Raw genomic sequence first — 19,998 nt, forward strand, 5'->3', positions numbered from 1 at the left:
ACAGGTTGCCCCTGAAAATCCACCACCAACTACCACAATGTGTGGAGTGGTTGTATCAGCCGCCATACCAGGAGTAACTGCAAAGAGTGAGCTTGCTCCAACAAACTTCATAAAGTTTCGTCTTGAATTAGAATGGGTTGTTTTCATTTACTGTCCTTTTTTAATCGTTAGTTTTAAGCGTTTTTAGCCAGTTGCCAATAAGTATTATCTCTTCACTGGTATATCCATGGGCCTGTGCACTCATAATTGGTTCATCATCTTCATAGATCTCATTCACAAGATCAGCTTCACCTGCAATACTGTCCCAGTCATTTGAAGAGACACCATTCGTACCATGACACTGGGCACATTGTGAACCTAAAAGTCTTCCTGCGTTAGCCGTATATGTTGTTGGTAAAATTATATCTATGGTGGTATTTGATGAATCTTCATCATCAACACCGTCATTATCGTCATCTGAGTCTAAATAATCATCAATACCGTCATTATCGTCATCTGAATCTTCATTGTCAGGAGCACCATCATTGTCGTCATCGACATCATTCTCATTGTCGATACCATCATCGTCCAGATCATTATCAACATCTACTTCGCCATCACCATCATCATCGTTATCATCACGGTTGATGATGCCATCATCGTCATCATCTTCGTAGACATTGACTAACCCGTCATTATCATCATCCAAAGGGTTTTCAAATTCAATTTCAATGGATGTACCATCCACTTGAATACTCAGTATATCATCTGACACATGATCTTCATTGGCATCATTGATATCAGAAGGGTCCATTGCAAGAGGAATGTGCCCAAGATCTATATCTGATGCTGCTGTAAAGAGTGTACCGTTTGCATCAGATGTAATAATACCAATTTGGGTAACAACTTTGTTCGTATCACTATCTTCATTTGTCGTCATGACCAAAGAACAGCTCAATGTACGAGGAACCTCGATCTCAAATGGATGTTCATCCGTATTGTTTTCAGTAGATTTTACTTTATAGTAACTACCATCCTCACAAAATGCTTCGATCAATGTTCCGGGAACTGTACCGCTAATTTTACTTGTTTGAGGTATAGTTGTCGTAGAAGAACTTCCCCCACCACATCCTGCCAAAATAAATCCTGCTGCCAAAGCGGATAATTTCAATGAAGTTGTTTTCATATCTGTCCTTTTAATTTGTTATGAGATAGTTTAACGTGAACAGTGTTACTCAAGTGTTATGGAAGTGTTACTTGAGTGTTAGCTGGGAGTGATTTTTATAGTGTGTATTTATTTTAGGGATTAAGAGTATAGGAAGTGTAAAATACTTACCTAAAAGGTAACAAAGAGCAAACAAGGAAGTTTACAGTTTTGGACAAGGAGTAAACGAGCTCTTTTAAGATGTTACCTTTTATGGGTAAATATTGTCTAGTAAAATGTCATTAATAGATGTGGAGAAGACTCAGGGATATTTACACCCGCATCATCATACTCAGCCATGTGGTGTGCAGATGCGCTTGATGCCAACCCAATTGCCAATAATAAAATTGTTGTTAATTTTTTCATTTGAATCCTTTCTTTTTAAAGATGAGGAAGTATAAAATATTAGTATGAAGAAAGTGTGAAGATGAATGTAGTGAATTTCATACACTGTACTATATTAAAGAGATAGACTATAGATATCTATAGTCTATACGCTTTAGGAAACATCTTACTGTGCGCCGTTCTCAACAGAATCAATCTGCTCAATAAACTGCTCAATATAAAAGGTAACAAGATTTGCTATATCTTCAGCTGTCTTGTTTATTTTGTACTTTTACATGAGGTGGCAGATGTATATTAAATTATATATATGTTCTATTTCTTTTTTGGCAGAGGAGCACACCCGTTAACGATCTCTTTGCGTGTAGATTTTATGATGGACTGCATCTCAATGTTATCGGTCACAGCCTTTCTAATCACTCTCAAAGCATCATTTGTTCTGCCCGTCCGACATAAAAGATCAGCCAGATTATTAAGTGCTAGGGGATGCGCCGGTTCGAGAGATAAAAGCTTACGATAGCTCTGTTCTGCCTTAGTTAGTTGATGCGAATGGTAGTAGGCATTGGCTAATGCAAAATGGATATCAATATCTTTCGGCCAACGCATCAAAGCACTTTGATAAGCGATGATAGCGTTATCCGTCATCCCTATTTTTTCAAGGTCATAGGCAGAGCGCAGAAACGTTTTCGCTGAAGCTGATACTGGGAGTTGCCACGGCGGTAGAAGCACAACTCCCCAATTAGCGCTTCGTTTCCACAGTGCCGCAAATGTTGCGATGGGCAATTCTTCATTCGGTCGATCGGAAAAATGCATCAAAATGGTATGCTTCCCCTCATCATATCCTGTCACAGGTACGTAATGCCAGAGCGGATACCATGAGTAGCCCCGGTTGACAAGTACAATGACGGGATGTTGTTTTCCAAGTTCTGAAAGAAGTGCATCAAACGTTGGCTCCAAAGGGTAAACGAGTAGCCCATTAGCCCGTGCAGTGGACACAAGTTCTACCTGTAGCGTACCTCCTTTTGCAGGAATCAATGTCCGTTCGTCCAGTTCATGCCGTGATAAACGGGGGACATAAGATGTTGTTGACTGCCAATACGAGGAGATCATCTCTATGGACGTTGAACCACACAAGTCAGAACGCGGAGACACAAAAGGAACTTTAACATTTGAAGAAGAATGATATTTGCCTTCAGGTAAAGGCTCGTTCAGCGTACAACCGCTCAGTATGAGCAAAGCGGGGAATGCCAATAGTAAGGAGATGTAGTTGGTTAATCCCACATTAGCGGACAGTACGAGTAAAGTTAAACACTTTTGTAAATCCGAGAATATCAGTAACCAGTAAGAGTACAAAAACAAAAACAACGGCACCGATAATCGAACTACCGCCAGCTGGCAATGTATCGATTTGATAAGCGATTTCCGAAACCTCGTCATCTGTCATCGAAGCAACTCTCTCTTCAATCATTTTCGGATCAACATCCATCTGTCCCAATATTTTGGCTACATCTTCACGAGCAGTAAATTGAATAACTTTCTCTTTTGGAGATACCTTTACCGAGTGTTCAAAAAGTACCTCAGTGGAAGCCATCTGTGCCCATGAAGCCTGAGTGAATAATGTGATACTTAAAATAACTGATAAAACAAGTTTTGAAATGTGCATGATAACCACTTTATATTAATTTTTTGATCTTTTCTTTGCTATTTCAGATTCTAATTGTCTTAAGGTTAAATGCACCTTAAGATCTTCACACAGTAGAGGGAGTGTAATACAATCGAACCAAATACTGTACTAAGAAACGACTATTCATTGGTTTCATAAATCGTATATTTTCCATTTTCAACTTTTATATGCGGTGGTAAATATTCTGCTTCAAAGTAGTCATACCCCTCTTTGAGGTTTACCCAGAAGTCATACCATTCACTCTCTGAATAAAACGCCATATTTTCCTCTGTCATACAAAATGGGAAAGCATGTACCTGCACATACTTTTGATCTTTTTGCAGTGCCCCTTCTACCAACATATAGATCTCCTCTATCTTCTCATCTGTCATCGCGTAACATCCATCAGAAACACAGTTACCATGTACCATCAGAAATGAACCTGTACGGTTATGTTCACGGTCGTATTGGTTTGGATAGCCCAAATTAAAAGAGAGATGGAATTTACTGATTGGATTGAGTTGATACTTTTTGACTTTGTAAAAACCTTCAGGAGCCTGTCTGTCTCCCTCTTGTAGTTTTGGTCCAAGATAACCGGAATAGGCACAGATAAAATAATCTTTTAAATGCTGATACTCTGCTCCGGAGCGTATCCATACTTCCAAGAGTGACTCCTCTTTAAAAATACGGATAAATACAGGATCACCGACTTTGGCTGGAAGTAGCACAAGTGCCTCTGTAAGATCTACATCTATAAAGTTTTCTTTGGCCTTTGATCTTTCACTTGCCATTTGATCTTCCTTTGTGATGTGTTGTTTTAAAGGGGACGAAGTGTAAAAAAGTATAAGAGAGATGACAAGCAAAAGATGGAGAAGGATGTCTGCTAAGATCAGCCATGCCCTTGTCATCATCTCTTTTTCTTAAAAGTTAAGTTTTTGTGACTTGTCAAAGCCATAAATATCACGGAATGATAACAAGTCACCACACTCATCTACATACGTGGTTAAGTATGCTGTATGTACAGGTAACTTTTTATTGAGCCCCATATGCTTGGTTTTTAAAGAGTCATACCACTCTTTTACCTCTTCAGGTGTATTAGATGTATAGTTTTGTGAGATATGGTCTAACATCACCACCGGCTTTTCAAGTCTTACACATCCATGGCTGTAGGTACGTACTTTACGCTTAAAGAGATGTTTTGACTGTGTATCATGCATATAGACAGAATGCTTGTTAGGAAAGATGAACTTTACGCGTCCCAACCCATTTTTATTAGAAGGTACTTCTATAAACTTATAGGTCATATCTTTACTGTTTTTCTCTTCAATGAGATACGCTTCCCAATCTACTGAATCCTTGTCAATTGCCGGTGTACTGAGATCATAGGATCTACGAATTACCATATTTTGACTTGCCAAATAATTTGGATCTTTGATCAGATCCGGGATCACTTCATTTCTGGCAATACTGTCTGGCACACCCCACTGAGGGTTCAGGGTCACATATTGGAGGTTAGCAGAAAATATAGGTGTCTGTTGATGTCTTTGCCCTACTACAACAGCCATTGCCACAGCTGTACCATTGCTATCGATCACACGAACTGTATACTCAGGTACATTCACCAAAGCATAATTGTCTCCAAGCCCTGGTTTCATTAATTTCAGTCTTTCTAAATTAAGACGGATCTTATGAAGTTTGCTTTTTGAAGTATTTTTGTCACCTTCTAAAAGCATATATCTTTTTTTAAGATCAAAGAACTGCGCATACTCAGGAACATAAGGTTTTAATATCTCTTCTATACTTTGTCCCGCTTTCAGCTTCCTCATAATATCGGATTCGTTAACCTCTTGCAGATATGTTTCATAGTATGTTGCGACCTTCTTCTCTACTCTCTTCTCTTGAGATGCATTGAAACTCTCCAGATCTATACACCCATTGGCAAGGTTCTTGGTATACGCTATAAGCAATTTAGACATGAGTTTAGAGTTTTCACTCTCTTTTACCTTCTCATACAGTGCCTGTTGGTTACAGATAGAGGCATACTTGTCTGTTTTAAGTATCTCTAAAAACTCAGCTTTCTGAACTGATCTCCAACCTTCAGCATCTGGTGTTCCCACACCACACCCACTCAATACCATAGCAGATACTACGGAAAGTATCAACATCATAAATCTATTCACTGTAAATTCCCTCAATTTAAATTCAAAAAAACAATATACAATAATAATGTCATATTTATGTCAGAATAATACTAATTTTCACTACTGTTCTCTAGTAGATACATTTTTAGCACAAGTGTAAGCACTTGAAAATGCCCACTGAAAATTGTAACCTCCAAGTCTCCCTGTTACATCCAAGACCTCACCTATAAAATAAAGCCCATCTACTTTTTTGCTCATCATTGTACTATTATCTACTTCCGATGTCTCCACCCCACCCTTTGTCACTTCCGCTTTAGCGTAACCAAATGTACCTGCAGGAGCAAAGCTATAATGACTTAAAGTTTGAAGTGTTTCCAGTTCTTGTGGCGTAAGCTGATGAAGAGGTTTATCTTCGAGCTTGAATTGCAACAAAAATGCCTTGCTAACTCGCTTTGGCATAGGCAAGAGTGAAGATATCTGTTTTTTACTTCCTTGTACGCTTTTCCAGGAAAAGTTTGGCAAAAAATCGATCTCTATTTTTCCCTTATCCCAATACAAAGATGCATCCAACACCGCAGGTCCACTTATACCCTTATGTGCAAACAGTAAAGCACCCTCACAAATATTCTTTCCAACATGTATCTTCACATCTGTCGAAACACCGGAAAGTTCTTTAAAAAAGAACTGCTCTTTTTGTACCGTAAAGCCTACCAGTGCAGGTGCCGTTTTTACTATAGTATGTCCAAACGACTCTGCGATCTCATACCCTATGCTGCTTGCACCAATTTTAGGGAAACTAAGTCCCCCCGAAGCAACTACTACAGCTTTTGCCGTATGTATTTTTTTATTCGTCTTCACATAAAAAATCTCATCACGTTTGGTCACTTCTAAGACTTTTTCATTTGTACTAACAGTTTGTTTTTTGCTCTCTTTTAAAAAGATATCCAGTAACTCTTTAGCAGAATCTTTACAAAAGTACTGTGTTTCTTTCCTAAGTATGGGATGTAGATTTTGCCTCTCCAACCATTTTAAAAGTGCTTTTTCATTGAATTTTTTTAAGGATTGTTGTACAAAACTTTCATCACCAAGGAAGTATTCTGTTCCCATGCGTGTATTGGTAATGTTACATTTTCCTCCACCGGAAATAAGTATTTTCGCACCCACTTTGGGATTTGATTCTATGATGGTAGCTGTATGTTTAGGCAGCAGAGAAGCCAGCATCAGTGCACTTGCTCCTCCTCCTATAATGATGATTTTATTATCCATGGGGTATTATAGCGCAAGCTACACACAAAGTGCACATATCTGCATTACAATAACCCTAAAAAAAGGTCTTCTTATGACAAAAACTATCGCTATCTCATTTCTTATTGCTGCTGTCACCTCCTTCTCCTACGCTGCAGAAAAATATGATACAAAGGCATTAAGAACTGTACAGAAAATGTGTACTTCTTGTCATGGTACCCCATTCTATATGGCGAAACAGATAGAGGAAGAGGACTGGGAATTCTATTTTGAGACTCCTGGTAAACTTGAAAAGATGCACAAAGATAAACCTGAAGCACTCGCTAGTCTTAAAAGTTCACTTTTCAAGAAACGAAAAGACCGTATGTTGAAATTCTTCATAGACAACTCAGAATTCTCTGGTGCAGTCAACGGATGTGATGCTAACTTTTGTGGGACAACCCACTAACAAACTTTCATTCATATTTTTTGTGCTATAGTATAAAAAAATATGGATGCACTATGTTAAAATCCCTCTTTACATTTTTATTTATTTTTTCTTTTTCTACAGCAAACCTCTTTACCATTACAGATCAGCAAGGCAAAATTCTTCATAGTACACAGATCGAACATACAGAAAATGCCTTTCTCAATCAAAAAGCCACAGAATACTCACTCCAGGCCATTTATGATGAACTTCACCAGGCAGAATATCTTGCACGCATGGCTAAAGCTGCACGTCAAAGAGCGCAGCGCATCGCAGAAGCACAGGAAATAGCAAAAAAAGCAGGAACAACCTACCAGATCTCAAAACTGGACAAGCAAAAACTCTTAGAAGATGCCAAATACTTCAAGGGAGGTAAATATGTGTGGGGTGGGACTACACCTGAAGGGTTTGACTGTTCAGGCTATGTGCAATACCTTTATAAAAAACATAATATCAACCTACCCAGAACTGCATGGCAACAATCAAAGCAAGGTCAGGTTGTGGAAAGAAGTGACCTGCAAAAAGGAGACCTACTCTTCTTCCTTACAGATAAAAAAAGAGGCATCCCCATCACTCACGTGGGTATCTATATAGGCAATGGAAACTTCATCCATGCTGCTTCTAAAAATAAAGGCATTATCATCTCACCTCTCACACATGGTAGCTATGCAGAAACATTTGTTTCTGCCAGACGGGTTGTTCAAAAAACATAACGCCACTAAATTACTCCCCACGCTAACACATAGGTAACACAACACTTGATAGAATGACTTAATAACTCTATCAAAAGATAACAAGTAGAGATAGGGAATATTCCATCTCAAAATTTCTACTACTCTTATGGTAAAATGTCACTAACATCAAAGGAACAAACTACATGAGACTATTGCTGCTTGAAGATGATCATATACTCAGTGAAACACTGGAACTCTTTCTTTCAAAAGAAGGATATCAAGTAGATACTGCCCTCAGTGTAGAAGAAGCAGAAGAGTTAACCTTTAACCATACCTATGACCTCTATTTACTTGATATCAATATTCCACAAGGGAATGGTCTTGATTTTCTAAAATCTCTTCGATATGCAGAAGACATGACAGCCACTATATTTATCACTGCTCTGACTGATATCAACTCTATGGCTGAAGGTTTTAAATTAGGAGCAATGGACTACATCAAGAAACCTTTTGATCCGCAGGAACTGCTTATCCGTATTGCTGCGAAATTTGTAACCTCTACGATTTGTTATAAACATTTAGAGTATGACCCAGAGTCACAGATCATTAGGTGTCATGGGGAGATCGTCGATCTCGGCAATGTACAATTCAAGATTTTTGAAAAACTATTATGTCAATGCGGTTCAGTCATCAAAAAAGAAGAACTCTATGAATGTCTAGAGAACATATCAGATACTGCTTTACGTGTAGCCATCACTAAAATAAAACAGAAACTGAACGTTGACATCAAAAACATCAGGGGTAAAGGGTACATACTTGAAAAATTATGAAAAAGAATCCCTTTTTAAAAACTTTCTAGTTTTCTTTTCTCTTTTAGAGATCTTGCTTGTCTTGCTTTTTATTGAGTTATATCGTACCAAAAAGACAGAATATAAGCACAACCTTCTGCAAGAGATGCAGCTGTGCAGTTATTCTTTGGAATGTGAACAATTCTCTTTTGATTTTGCTCCTCAAAGTGAAAACATACTGAATCAACTCTATGATACTAATGGAACCCATGCCTATTTTACGATTCCAAAATCTAAGAAATATTATATGAAGATCTCATATGCAGAAGACAAAATACACAACGATATACAAAACATCACTCAGACACTTTGGGTTCAATTTATTGTAGCCTCTTTACTACTTCTAGGGGTCGCACTGTTTTTTACCTTTTACAGCTTGAATCCTATCAGAAAAGCTCTGCGTCTCAACGATGAGTTTATCAAAGATATATTACATGATTTCAATACACCTATTACCTCGATGATCCTTAATATAAAAATGTTTAAAGATGAAAAAGGAGAAGACCCTTATGTCTCAAGACTTTCTAAGAGTATAGACAATATTTTACTTTTACAAAATAATTTAAAAAGTTTTCTACACAACTCTCCGTCACAAAGTCAAAATGTAGACATTGCATCATTGGCACAGGAACGTTTAAAAAATCTAGAACACATCTATCCGAAATTGGCCTATATATACGATAAACAAAATGAACTGGTTAAAAATACCAATCATGAACTTCTTATGCGTATTTTAGATAATATACTCAGCAATGCTGCAAAATATAATAAAGTGAATGGAGAAGTAAGAGTAACCATCGCTCTTGAAACTGTTACGATAGAAGATACCGGTAAAGGTATCAAAGATGTGCATAAAGTGTTACACAGATACTATAAAGAACAGGACCGAGGCCTTGGTCTGGGACTACATATCGTCAATAAGTTATGTAATGAACTCAATATAAGCATGAGTATCCAAAGCCAGATCAACAATGGTACAAAAATCATATTGAACTTTCAACATCTTGGAAAGGAATAGCTATCAAACGATCTATTTTACAACGCCTACTATTGTTATTGTTATTGATCCTGCCTCTTTATGCAAGTATTGATGAACGCATTGAAGCTATCCAGAATGCATCTGTTGAAGAGCGTTTCATGCTTATGAATGCCTTTAAAAAAGAAGTGATACATATGCAGGAAGAAGAGCGTATAGATGCCATTACAAAGCTCAAATCTATCACACGAAGCCAACATAGTAACAGAGCTCTTAATGAGATGAAAAGACATACCAGACCGACCTCTGCCCACAGAAGAGAAGTGATCTCTAAGACAAAAGAGAGAACGGAAGTACACTCCGATGATGAGACTGAAGTAGAAGATCATATGGAAAGTGAGACAGAAGATCACATTGAAGACGAAACAGAAGACCATATCGAAGATGAAACCGAAGATCACATCGAAGACGAAACGGAAGACCATATCGAGGATGAAACCGAAGATCATATTGAGGATGAAACTGATGATGACTAAAATACTTTTACTCAGCCTGATGCTTTTTACATTAAGTCCTGCACAATCCACCCAAGACCAGGATATGGATGGTGTACCTGACAACCTAGATCAATGTACAAATACCCCTTTTCTAGATGAAGTAAATGACAAAGGGTGTTCAACCAATACACTCATATTCCCTCATGAAAGAGATAATGGCAGTTTAGATGTCAGTTTCGGTTATGCATATAGTATTAATGAAGAACAACTTGACAGAGACAGCCAACACTCAACCAAATTCCAGATCAGTTATTATCTCAATAATTGGAGCTATTCACTACGTACTGGATACTTTAACACGAATGATGACAGCGGTATGCAAGATACCACCCTAAAGGTCAAATATAAATTCAAGATCACTAAATCTCTCAAATTAGGTCTGGGAGTGGGTGTTAAATTACCTACTTATGATTTTACAGGTAACAACACAGACTATACCTTGTATGGTTCTATTGTCTATTATCCAAAGTCTGCACTATCCATTTTTGCCGGAGTAAGCCATACTTTTATCAAAGATGATGAAATCATAACTCCATTACAGGACATTAATACAGTCTATGCAGGTAGTGGTTACTTTTTTACCAAAAACTTTTATGCCAATATCGCTTATACGTACGCAGAGAGTAAATTTACGACCAATGATCCGGCACATTCCATCATATCTACAGTTTTATATAAGATCAATAAGAAATGGTTTACCACACTCTCATACAGCCATGAGATAGAAGATGAGCTCAGCAACTCAGCGAGCATAAAATTTGGATATAGTATTTGGTAACACTATCGTTGTTCAGCCTGTAGTACAGTTTGATCAGCAATCCAAATACGATAACGTACTTCATACCCTTTTGGAACATAGATAACCATAGGCATCCGACTGTTATATCTACGTAATTCATCATGTATCGATATAAATTTCTGTGTTTTTGGTTCAGGACATGCCATCATCGTTGTTGCACCACTTTGTATGTTGTCTACTTCCAGGTATGAGTATCCCCATCCTTGAAGGATTACACTTTTGATCTCCGCATAGAACGAATGATGATTACAGTCAACCATCATGTTCTTTCCTATAAGTAGTTCCACCCGGTGATCATGATCATTCTCACTTTTAGGGACTTCGACAACGTGACGTTCATAACCTTCCTGTGCTTGAGGGTACATATGAATATTATCTTTTTTTGTAGGCTCTGCATTGAGAGTTGTGCTTCCTATTATGATCAAAAAGCCTATAAACAGTAAGTTATACTTCATGACATACTCCTTTTTAATCATTATACATCAAGATGATTAATCCCCTTCAAATTAATGTTACAATATTGGAAAGCAAGATATTTAAAGCTTTAAACTTTATAATCAGTTATACCATAAAGGCTAAATATGAAAACAATTGAAGAACTGGAAAAAGAGCTAGCAACTGCAAATAAACTAATAAAAGAATTATCTGAAAAAGATGAAGCAAAATGTAAGATCAGGATCATACATGTCGTTGCCTGGATGTTAGGTGGATTCTTCAGCTATCTTGCATTCATTTACTTACTTTCTAACTAAATTTGAGAATAACATCGCTAAACTAGAGTGTTTCCATACACATTGTAAGCGTCGTTTAAAAGGATATCCAACATGAACATTAAACCCGACTGTTTATCCTGTTTATTCGACCAAGCCCTTAAAGTGACCAAACTTTTGGATCTTGATGATGCCACGAGTAAAAAAGTGTTCGATAGAACTGCACAAGTTTTGATGGATCATGGCATGTTAAGTACCCCTCCACAGATCGCAAAAGATATCTATCAGGCTATTGCAGATGTTACAGGCAAAGAAGATCCCGTAGGACTTGCAAAAGAACGTGCCACACACGAAGCACTGAAGATAGACACCTCTTTTATACACACTATTCCAGATGCACTTAAAATGGCTGTCATAGGCAATGTGATCGATTTTAGTGCACAAGAACAGTTTACATTGGATGAAATGATCCAAAGTCATTTTCATCAGGCCTTTGCTATTGATAACATCGATACCTTCATTGAAGAGCTTCAAAATGTGAAAGAGATGGTGATCATCGGTGATAATGTCGGTGAGCACATCTTTGATAAACTTCTCATAGAGACCATCAAAAAAAGCTATGATATACAGATACACTACTTTGTTAGAGGAAAGCCTATCATCAATGATGTGACCTTAAAAGAAGCCCAACTACTTAGCTCTTGTGCATCTATTATCGATACAGGTGTTGCAACACCCGGCTATGATCTTGAAGAAGCCAATCAAACGTCAAGAGAGATCTTTGATCGTGCTGATATTGTACTGGCAAAAGGTATGGGAAATTTTGAGAGTCTATATAAAATGGCCCAACGTCCTATCTATTTTCTTTTCGTTGTAAAATGTACAGTAGTAGCTGAAGAGATAGGACAAAACGTTAAAGAATTGATATTTAAAAAAGCGTAAATACATGCGTTTACAGTCTCTGTAACTTTTTTAATCCTTCTTTAACCAGTGTACTTGTGTCTCCACTGCATCCATTAAGTGCTTTGTGAATAGCATCTTTTTTAAACCCTAAACTCTCCAGTGCCATCATTGCTTCACCCAGTGCCCCGGAATTGATACTCTCATCATTTCCATCAACAATGAAGTCAGCCAATTCTACCAAGATTCGGCTTGCTGCTTTAGGTCCTATACCAGGTACACGTTTCAACATACTGACATCTTTTGACGCCACCACTTTTGCAAAAGTAGAAGGGGTAAAAGTAGAACAGATAGCCAGACCTACTTTTGGCCCTACTCCATTTATCTTCAGAACTGTGTCAAACATCTTTTGTTCATTCGTATCCATAAATCCAAAAAGAAGATTGGCATCTTCACGTATGACCTGAGTGACAAAAAGTTTTACTTTTTTGTCTGCTATAGCATTTGAAGTATTGATAGATACCATCACTTCATAGATCAATCCGTTTACATTTATATGTACAAAAGTGGGGTCTTTCCTTTCTACTGTACCTTCTATACCTACTATCATATCTGCCCTTATTCATTTAAGTTGTCAAAGTATATCAAGAGTTTTACACTAGATAGAAAAATATGTCAAATTGACATGTTTTATTTCTCACTTTTATAGATATTTCGTATCTTATCAATCAATTGTGATAAAATAAACATAGATAGTGAGCTTAGGGATAAAAATGAATAGAAGAAGTTTTTTACTGAATGTAGGAGTAGCTTTGGCATCAGCTTCTGCATTCAGTTTTGGGAATAGCATAAAAGCACTGATAGAGAACCGTTCAGAAAAGATTGCATTGATCTATGGAAGCAGATATGGTGCTACAGAAGATAGTGCAAAATGGATCGCTAAAGGAATCGGCAGTGATGTAGATGTATTGAACATCGAAACCATTGATTTTACTGAAACACTGAACCAATATGATAAGTTTATTATAGGTTCAGGTATATGGATCGATGGTGCACATAAACGTTTGATGGAACTGCTCTCTACCCATACAATACAGATAGAATCCAAGATCATTGCTTCATTTATCGTTTGTGGGACAACAGGTGAGGATGTGGCTGGAAAAGCCAGAATAGAAGGTTATTTTGAACGCTTTCATAAACCACTCACTGTCAAACCTGTATTAAAAAAACATTTTGGTGGAAGAATGACCATTGAAAAATTAAGTGAAAAAGATAGAAAACTTTTGGATAACTTCTACAAAAATGTTCTCAAAAGAGAGTTTAAAAGTTGGGATAGGACCAATCCTGAAGAGGCAGAGAAGTTTGGTATTTCTATGCTAAAATACAGCTAACTTAACAATAAAGAATATTATGCGATTAAAATCCATTTTCACTAACAGCTTTGGTATTTTATTTTCACGTGTTACCGGTCTGGGACGTGATGTACTTATGGCTTCTGCCTTGGGTGCCTCTGTGTGGAGTGATATGTTTTTTGTTGCATTCAAACTTCCTAACCTTTTTAGACGTATATTCGCCGAAGGTGCTTTTACACAGGCTTTTATGCCCTCTTTTGTATCGAGTAGACATAAAGGTGTTTTTGCCACAGCTATCTTTCTGCGATTTCTACTTTTTCTAATGGCATTCTCATTGCTCATTACCTTTTTTCCGGAACCTATCACGAAACTCTTGGCTTGGGGATGGGACAGTGAACTAATAGGTAAAACATCACCTATGACTGCTATAAACTTTTGGTATTTGGATCTTATCTTTATCGTAACATTTCTAGCCACACTACTCCAATACAAAAACCACTTTGCTACTACAGCCATGTCAACAGCCCTACTCAATATCTCTATGATCGCAGCACTCTATATCTATATGAAAGAAGATCCCAAGACAGTAGCATATGCACTGAGTTTTGCTGTACTCATCGGTGGAATCTTGCAAGTAATGGTACACCTTATCACACTCAACAAGCTAAATCTGCACAAGATCCTTATAGGTGGATGGAAATACAGAAAAAGTAAAGATGTCAATGAAGAAAAGAAACAGTTTCAATCTCTCTTTTTACCAGGAATACTGGGAAATTCCACGCCTCAGATCTCTGCATTTATAGACACGCTCTTGGCAACATTTCTCATGACAGGCTCTGTCTCTTATCTCTTTTACGCCAACCGCATCTTTCAACTTCCACTTGCCATCATAGCCATCGCTACAGCTACAGTGCTCTTTCCTGCTGTGTCAAAAGCACTGAAGAACAAAAATGAAACAGAAGCATATAAAAACCTGAACCAGGCCTTTTGGTTACTTTCATTTTTGTTAGGTGGGGCTATGGTCGGCGGTATCTTACTGGCAGAACCCATTGTCTGGCTACTCTTTGAAAGAGGAAAATTCACACAAGTACAGACACTAGAAACCGTAATGGTACTTCAAATGTATATGGTGGGGTTACTTCCTTTTGGACTGGCAAAACTCTTTTCTCTTTTCCTGTATGCTTCACATAGGCATCTCAAAGCAGCTAAAATTGCTGTCTACTCTCTTGTAACATCTGTCACAGCATCACTGATTCTCATGCACCCTCTTGGTGCTTCAGGACTTGCCTTGGCTGGGAGTCTCGGCGGGTGGGTACTTTTTATCCTAACTGTAAAAGAAGTAGGTACAGATAAATTCATGGAAATAGTCAGATCAAAACGATCTCTTTATTGGGTCTTTGGATTGCTACTTTTTTCTTTTGCACTGTATGAAATCAATCATTTACTGCTTGAGTATATACGATAAACGACTAAGCTTCAACCTTCTGATAACGTTGTGAAAAACTATACATTGCAGGAAGATAGAAAAGATTCAATATCGTACCCCATAAAAGTCCAAACCCAAGTGTTACGGCAAGTGGTTGGAAGGTCGCTGCTTGTCCTGTAGCAAAGAATATGAGTGAAGAAAGTCCTATCACCGTTGTCACAGAGGTAAGCACAATCGGTCTGAACCGTCTTGCTGCGAGGATAGAGATATCCTCTTTACCCTTGGCTGTTCTCAATGTAGACATCATGATAATACCATCATTTACTATCACACCAGCCAGTCCCAATGCTCCTATAAGTGAAGGAAGTGAGATATTGAGTCCCATGATAAAATGACCTGCATAGACACCGAGTAAAGAGAAAGGTATCACGGACATTACGATCAACGTTTCACGTAAAGAGTTGAAAAGATAAAGTATCGCGATAAATATCAAAATGATAGCAAGGACCGAAGCGAGTATCATTTCGGTTTGCATCATTCTTTTTTGTTCACGCTCACCTTTAAATTTCAGTCTTATGCCCTTTTCTTTTTTGAGTTTTTCTATCGTAGGAGCGATCTGTTCCAATACTTCCGTTGCTGTTATCACTGAATTGTCCACGTTTGCAAAGACATAGAAAGTTGTTTCACCGTCATCTTTAACTAATCTCTCTAAAGATTCTACTTTCTCAAATTCACAAACATCTTCAAGTTTTACATAGGTGTTGTTTTTTAAAGGAATTGCTAGCTGCTTAAATTGCTCCAGGTCATCTTCAATATTGAGGGTTTTTACTTGTATTTCTACAAGTTCATTACCGTCAAAAATAGTACCAACCCTTTTTGAAAGATAAAGATCAGAAACATAGCTACCCAGATACTTCTCTGTAATACCCAGTTCTTCTCCATAACTATTCACTTGAAGCTTGATCTCATCTATCCCTACTTTTACATTATTACCAAAATATTTGAGTCCTTTTACTTGAGTAAAACTCTCCTCTAACTCTCTAATAGCTTTGAGCGCTTCTTGATGATCATCACTGATAACACCGATACGGATATCCGCTTTCGTATGACCCATTTTCTTTTCCACTACCATGAGATTACTTATATTGAATCTCTCTTTATATCCTTGCTCTTTAAGCCACATTCGAAGATCTTTTGATATCTGTTTTGAAGAGCGTTCTCTAATTCTATCTTTCTCATCATAATAAAAACTGAGATACGGCGTGATGTATTTATCTACAAAATTTGAAGGCTTCTCCTTAGCCAGTTCTATAGATAGATATCCTACATAAGGGTACATCTCAGCTGAACCGGTAGCACTTCTTCTATACCCTGCTGTTGAGCTTACATGTTTTACAAAAAATCTCTCTTTTTGTGCCAAAATATCTTTTTCCAATGTTTGGATGATCTCCAAAGACTCTTCAATCGTAGTGGTTGGTTTTGCTTTAAATGTGATATTGATAGAAGATGCATCAAAAGACTGAAACATTTGGAACTTGGAGGTTTTTACACCTAAATAGATCAAAAGTGGCACAATGATCACAAAAGTCAATAAAAAACTTTTTTGATGTTTCATCAAAAGTTTTAAAGCATTAGCGTATCGTAGATTTATTTTCTTCCATGAAAGTGTTTTTGAATTTGGACTAAGGGTATGCACCGCATGTATAGGTAAAAAGATAAATGATTCAATAAGTGATGCGATAATGAGTGCAGAAAATGCTATAGGAATCAACTGTATGATCTCACCAAGTCTGCCACTGAGCATTAAAAGTGGTATGAAAGAGAACAGCGTTGTGATCGATGCAATTGTCACTGGCTTAGCCACCTCTTTTACCCCAAGGATAGCAGCCTCTTTTGGCGGATGTCCTTTTTCAATATATTGTTGAATATTTTCACTTACTACGATTGCATCATCAACAATGATACCGATGGCAAGTAGTACACCTATCAAAGAGTTTATATTGATACTGTAACCCGTAAAATAGAAATATATCGCCCCTATGACAAATGAAGTAGGAATACCCAAAGCAATGATAAAGGCTATACGAATGTTGATCAAAATAGCCGTTAGCAAGGTAATGAGTATAACCCCAAAAAGGATATTTGAGATAACGATATTCAGTCTGTCTTTGATGATGGTAGACTTATCCATTCTGACAGAAAATTCAACCCCGTCAACACTCATATCAGCTATCAATTCTTTAATATCTTCTGCTATGGTGACTGCATTGCCTTTAGGGTTTTGTGAGACAGCAAGCGTAATAGAATTCTTACCATTCATACTGGCAAGTGTAGATGAATCTTCATATCTCTTTACGATAGTTGCAATATCTTTTAAGGCAATTTGCTGATCATTGATGTTTATGATCGTATTTTCAATTTCGCTCGAGAGCTTTTTACTGTTACTCGTAGAGATATAATACTGTTTTTGATTGTTTTCTATCTTCCCCAGAGGAAATATATAAGAGAGTTCTGAAAACATACGTAGCGTTTCAGATAAAGAAAGCCCATAGGCATTGACTTTCTTTTCATCTATCAACACTTCGTAAAAAAGTTCAGAGTCACCGAACATCGTCACATCTGATACATCTTTTATAGAAAGAAGTTTACTTTTGAATTTTTTCGACAGTGCTTTAAGTTCACCTCTGGAAATTTCAGAAGAACGCATGGATACATGCATGATACTTCTTGCATGTGCAACGCCTTTAATGACAGGATCATCCATATCACTTGGAAGATTGACTCTTACGAGTGCCAGTGATTCTTCTACATCGTCCATGACAACACGTTTGTCAGTACCTTTATCAAGTTCCAATGTAATGGTAAATCTACCTGGAGAAATCACAGAACTAACCGTGTCTACGCCTACAATATTTTTAACCTCATCTTCAATCTCTTGAACAGCCATTTTATTGAGGTTATCGACAGAAGCCCTTGAATATGCACCTCTAATACTTATGGATTCAGGTTCTATGGTAGGAGATATCTCTTTAGGTATATTAGTGTAGGAGTAGATTCCTGCAGCAAAAAAAAGGAAAAAGAGCGTATAGTTGATCTTATAGTTTTCGATAAAAAACTTTACTATTTTTTCAAACATACACGCTTCCCAATATACTTATATTTTTACTTAATTTGGCGATAATTTATCTATAAGCATACTCACACGCTGCTTAGTTGTTGTTTTCCCAGCGTGTATATAGCGTCATAACGCTACTGTTTTTTCATTGCTGCACCACATTTTCCCGCTTCACATTTCATGACCGGTGTGTCTGACTTTACAGGTGCGGAAGCACCATGGTTTCCATGACTTCCATGATGACTTCTTTTTGCCATACCATATGTTTTAAATACGTAGGCTCTATAGAGGTTTGTAGACAAATAAAGTGTAATGAGGGAAGAAGCAAAAACAAATGCTATGACTTTCTTCGTCTTCGTTGCGTTGAAGAACTTCATTCTTTTTGCCAAGATCAGGTATCCCCAAAGTGCCGCAAGGTAAGGGATCACATTAAAGATACTCAGCCATGCATCTTTTCTTGAGGCAAGGTTTTCAATAGGACCAGCTTCCAAACCAAATCCATAAATGAAACCATTCGCTATATCTGCATAGTTATGCGTAAAGAAACTATGTATCAAGTGTGCCAAACCACCAATGAGAAATAGAGGGGCAAAGGCATAACCTAAAGTATAAAAGGTCTTTTCAAAAGGCGCTTTTAAAACCTTGGAAGCCACAAACATACCTATATAAACGATACCGATCGCAAACAATGTAGCATAGATGAAAGCAAACATTCCTACTGCATCAAGTGATCCAAAATCGATATACTGTTTTGCATACTCCGCTGTTGTTGACCAGATAAATGTATCTGCAATGGCAGAACGGTTTAACCCATGGTGAAAGCTCATCGTGAGCGAGATAGCCGCTGTAATGAGTATAAATGCCCACACTTCTGCTTTATTATATTTGAACTTTTCAAACAATGGCGCTGAAGGTTTTGTAATTCTAAATGCTACCGAGTCACAAGCATCACTACAATCCATACAAAGTGTACAGTCATCCATAGAGTTTTTATTGTCAAATGCGAATGGCTTTAGGTTATAGGGACACGCCACTGCACAATCCAATGTCTCACAACTTGCACAATCCTCTTTATATGTACCCAATGCAGCAAACGAGACTTTACCATACGCTTTTGTCAAAGTTCCTATAGGACAGATATATTTACAATAACTCATGTCTTTATAAAGGTAATACATCACAAAAGCAACCAATGTAATACCGGTAAAAAGCCAAGCTGTAGCAAGTGGTACTTTCCAGAATCCAGGTACTGTATAGTAGATGGCCCACCATCCAAAAAAGAGAATAAAGATACCGATAAATCTATTTTTCAAGAAGTTAGGCATCTCTTTTTTAAGGCCGAATTTTGTGATATATTTTCCTAAAAATCCGTGAGGACAGATACCACAAAAAATTCTACCAAAGGTAGTAAGAGTCACTACGATGAATAGAGACCAGAAGAGTCCCCAAAAGAGGTGCTGGGTAAAGATATTTTCTGTTCCGGGATCAGCAAATCCCATATATACACCATAGATGAACAGAGCGAGAACAACTATCTTCAACACCATCATAAATGTTTGATTTTTAAACAAAAATCCTAATACGGGCATACCGTATATGTC

Annotated in this window: 21 protein-coding genes; 10 read left to right on the forward strand and 11 right to left on the reverse strand. The window is 37.5% G+C overall.

Annotated features, from left to right (window positions below):
* Window positions 1–160 precede the first annotated feature (160 nt).
* The 7 genes from ABYK33_RS06485 to ABYK33_RS06515 all read right to left on the reverse strand — a co-directional run bounded on the left by ABYK33_RS06485 (window position 161) and on the right by ABYK33_RS06515 (window position 6,595).
* Window positions 161–1,165 carry a hypothetical protein gene (locus tag ABYK33_RS06485; RefSeq protein ID WP_373032230.1) on the reverse strand — a complete coding sequence of 335 codons (1,005 nt, stop codon included), beginning with the start codon at window positions 1,163–1,165 and terminating at the stop codon, window positions 161–163.
* A 246-nt stretch (window positions 1,166–1,411) separates the two neighbouring features.
* Window positions 1,412–1,549: a hypothetical protein gene (locus ABYK33_RS06490; protein ID WP_373032231.1), complete on the reverse strand. Its 138-nt coding sequence runs from the start codon at window positions 1,547–1,549 to the stop codon at window positions 1,412–1,414.
* A 291-nt stretch (window positions 1,550–1,840) separates the two neighbouring features.
* Entirely contained in the window at window positions 1,841–2,806 is a 966-nt protein-coding gene (locus ABYK33_RS06495; protein WP_373032232.1) for a PA2778 family cysteine peptidase, read from the reverse strand.
* 1 nt (window position 2,807) lies between these two features.
* The gene (locus tag ABYK33_RS06500) at window positions 2,808–3,188 is read right to left on the reverse strand and encodes a PA2779 family protein (protein WP_373032233.1); all 381 of its coding nucleotides are present in this window, start codon (window positions 3,186–3,188) and stop codon (window positions 2,808–2,810) included.
* Between the two features lie 140 nt (window positions 3,189–3,328).
* Window positions 3,329–3,979: a murein L,D-transpeptidase family protein gene (locus tag ABYK33_RS06505; protein WP_373032234.1), complete on the reverse strand. Its 651-nt coding sequence runs from the start codon at window positions 3,977–3,979 to the stop codon at window positions 3,329–3,331.
* Window positions 3,980–4,108: 129 nt separating this feature from the next.
* Window positions 4,109–5,368 carry a L,D-transpeptidase family protein gene (locus ABYK33_RS06510; RefSeq protein WP_373032235.1) on the reverse strand — a complete coding sequence of 420 codons (1,260 nt, stop codon included), beginning with the start codon at window positions 5,366–5,368 and terminating at the stop codon, window positions 4,109–4,111.
* A gap of 81 nt (window positions 5,369–5,449) precedes the next feature.
* Entirely contained in the window at window positions 5,450–6,595 is a 1,146-nt protein-coding gene (locus tag ABYK33_RS06515) for an NAD(P)/FAD-dependent oxidoreductase (protein ID WP_373032236.1), read from the reverse strand.
* A 73-nt stretch (window positions 6,596–6,668) separates the two neighbouring features.
* Here ABYK33_RS06515 and ABYK33_RS06520 point away from each other — a divergent pair, with 73 nt between their 5' ends.
* The 6 genes from ABYK33_RS06520 to ABYK33_RS06545 all read left to right on the forward strand — a co-directional run bounded on the left by ABYK33_RS06520 (window position 6,669) and on the right by ABYK33_RS06545 (window position 10,873).
* The gene (locus tag ABYK33_RS06520) at window positions 6,669–7,022 is read left to right on the forward strand and encodes a hypothetical protein (RefSeq protein ID WP_373032238.1); all 354 of its coding nucleotides are present in this window, start codon (window positions 6,669–6,671) and stop codon (window positions 7,020–7,022) included.
* A gap of 53 nt (window positions 7,023–7,075) precedes the next feature.
* Entirely contained in the window at window positions 7,076–7,753 is a 678-nt protein-coding gene (locus ABYK33_RS06525) for a C40 family peptidase (RefSeq protein ID WP_373032239.1), read from the forward strand.
* Window positions 7,754–7,917: 164 nt separating this feature from the next.
* Window positions 7,918–8,544: a response regulator transcription factor gene (locus tag ABYK33_RS06530; protein ID WP_373032240.1), complete on the forward strand. Its 627-nt coding sequence runs from the start codon at window positions 7,918–7,920 to the stop codon at window positions 8,542–8,544.
* Window positions 8,531–9,580 (forward strand): sensor histidine kinase, encoded by a 1,050-nt coding sequence (locus tag ABYK33_RS06535; protein WP_373032241.1) that lies wholly within the window; start codon window positions 8,531–8,533, stop codon window positions 9,578–9,580. The genes ABYK33_RS06530 and ABYK33_RS06535 overlap by 14 nt, the downstream gene beginning before the upstream one ends.
* A gap of 32 nt (window positions 9,581–9,612) precedes the next feature.
* Window positions 9,613–10,074 (forward strand): hypothetical protein, encoded by a 462-nt coding sequence (locus ABYK33_RS06540; RefSeq protein ID WP_373032242.1) that lies wholly within the window; start codon window positions 9,613–9,615, stop codon window positions 10,072–10,074.
* Window positions 10,064–10,873 (forward strand): hypothetical protein, encoded by an 810-nt coding sequence (locus ABYK33_RS06545; RefSeq protein WP_373032243.1) that lies wholly within the window; start codon window positions 10,064–10,066, stop codon window positions 10,871–10,873. The genes ABYK33_RS06540 and ABYK33_RS06545 overlap by 11 nt, the downstream gene beginning before the upstream one ends.
* 2 nt (window positions 10,874–10,875) lie before the next feature.
* Here ABYK33_RS06545 and eco read toward each other — a convergent pair whose 3' ends face one another.
* Window positions 10,876–11,349 (reverse strand): serine protease inhibitor ecotin, encoded by a 474-nt coding sequence (gene eco, locus ABYK33_RS06550; RefSeq protein WP_373032244.1) that lies wholly within the window; start codon window positions 11,347–11,349, stop codon window positions 10,876–10,878.
* 126 nt (window positions 11,350–11,475) lie between these two features.
* On the opposite strand from eco, the gene ABYK33_RS06555 reads away from it, so the two are divergent.
* The gene (locus ABYK33_RS06555; RefSeq protein WP_373032245.1) at window positions 11,476–11,646 is read left to right on the forward strand and encodes a hypothetical protein; all 171 of its coding nucleotides are present in this window, start codon (window positions 11,476–11,478) and stop codon (window positions 11,644–11,646) included.
* A gap of 72 nt (window positions 11,647–11,718) precedes the next feature.
* Window positions 11,719–12,546 carry a DUF89 domain-containing protein gene (locus ABYK33_RS06560; protein WP_373032246.1) on the forward strand — a complete coding sequence of 276 codons (828 nt, stop codon included), beginning with the start codon at window positions 11,719–11,721 and terminating at the stop codon, window positions 12,544–12,546.
* Between the two features lie 10 nt (window positions 12,547–12,556).
* Here ABYK33_RS06560 and ruvA read toward each other — a convergent pair whose 3' ends face one another.
* Window positions 12,557–13,114 carry a Holliday junction branch migration protein RuvA gene (ruvA, locus tag ABYK33_RS06565; protein ID WP_373032247.1) on the reverse strand — a complete coding sequence of 186 codons (558 nt, stop codon included), beginning with the start codon at window positions 13,112–13,114 and terminating at the stop codon, window positions 12,557–12,559.
* Window positions 13,115–13,277: 163 nt separating this feature from the next.
* Between ruvA and ABYK33_RS06570 the strand changes: the two genes are divergently transcribed.
* Window positions 13,278–13,895, forward strand: coding sequence for a flavodoxin domain-containing protein (locus tag ABYK33_RS06570; protein ID WP_373032248.1), 618 nt, complete (start codon window positions 13,278–13,280; stop codon window positions 13,893–13,895).
* Window positions 13,896–13,914: 19 nt separating this feature from the next.
* Window positions 13,915–15,321 (forward strand): murein biosynthesis integral membrane protein MurJ, encoded by a 1,407-nt coding sequence (gene murJ / locus ABYK33_RS06575; protein ID WP_373032249.1) that lies wholly within the window; start codon window positions 13,915–13,917, stop codon window positions 15,319–15,321.
* A 4-nt stretch (window positions 15,322–15,325) separates the two neighbouring features.
* Here the strand turns inward: murJ and ABYK33_RS06580 are convergent, their stop codons facing one another.
* Window positions 15,326–18,418 (reverse strand): efflux RND transporter permease subunit, encoded by a 3,093-nt coding sequence (locus tag ABYK33_RS06580; protein WP_373032250.1) that lies wholly within the window; start codon window positions 18,416–18,418, stop codon window positions 15,326–15,328.
* 113 nt (window positions 18,419–18,531) lie between these two features.
* Window positions 18,532–19,998 (reverse strand): 4Fe-4S binding protein (locus ABYK33_RS06585; protein WP_373032251.1); only part of this gene is annotated, 1,467 nt, incomplete at its 5' end.

This window comes from Sulfurovum sp. (assembly GCF_041562805.1).
In the GTDB taxonomy this organism is placed as follows: Bacteria; Campylobacterota; Campylobacteria; order Campylobacterales; family Sulfurovaceae; genus Sulfurovum.